We start from the raw sequence: 695 nt of genomic DNA, 5'->3' as shown, positions 1-695 counted from the left end.
GCACGCGCACGGCCGGGCGGTACGTCGCCGCCTGGAGCGCGGCCACATCGAGCGTGCGGTCGCCGGGGCCGGACGCGGCGGTGAGGGGTTCGGCGACCACGACCGCGCAGGCGGCGTCGGGGGAGAGGCCGAGCGACCAGGCGTGCGTACGGGCGTCCCCGTCCCCGTACAGCAGTCCGCGCAGGGCGAGTTCGCTGCGTCGGGCCGCGCCGCTCTCCCGCAGCCGGTGCCGCACCAGCAGGGGAGCGGCGACCTCGGCGGCCCGGCGCAGGGCGTCCGGCGCGTCCGGGCGCAGGGGGCGTCCGTCGCCGGCCACCCAGATCGAGCCCAGGACCTCCGGGCCGCTGCGGACCGCGATGATCAGGCGTTCGGGACCCTCGGCGTCGGCCGCGCGGTGGATCACGTCCCGGGACGTCCACAGCGTCCGGAGCAACCCGCTGCGCCGCAGCTCCGCGACCCGCCACTCCGGGACCCGGCCGCCCAGGATGGTGGACCGGCGCAGCACGTCGGCCTCGGGGCCGGTGGCGGAGTGGGCCAGGACCCGCAGGCGCGTGTCCTCGATGGTGATCGACCCGCCGGTGTACTCGGCGACGGCCGCCGCCAGCGCGCTCAGGCTCTCCGGGCCCCCGGCCGCCATGCGCCCCGCCGCCCCCTCGTCGGCGCCCGCCCGGGCGCAGGCCAGCGCGGAACGCAGC

The 695-nt window shown here is 79.4% G+C and carries 1 pseudogene; it reads right to left on the bottom strand.

Going from position 1 to position 695, the window contains the following annotated elements:
- Positions 1–695: pseudogene (locus tag G3I41_RS10190) on the bottom strand (PucR family transcriptional regulator); the annotation flags it as partial.

Origin of the sequence: Streptomyces sp. SID9727 (genome assembly GCF_010550605.1) — a bacterium.
In the GTDB taxonomy this organism is placed as follows: domain Bacteria; phylum Actinomycetota; class Actinomycetes; order Streptomycetales; family Streptomycetaceae; genus Streptomyces.
The sequence above is the reverse complement of the archived record's forward strand: the minus strand, read 5'-3'. Positions and strand labels throughout refer to the sequence as shown.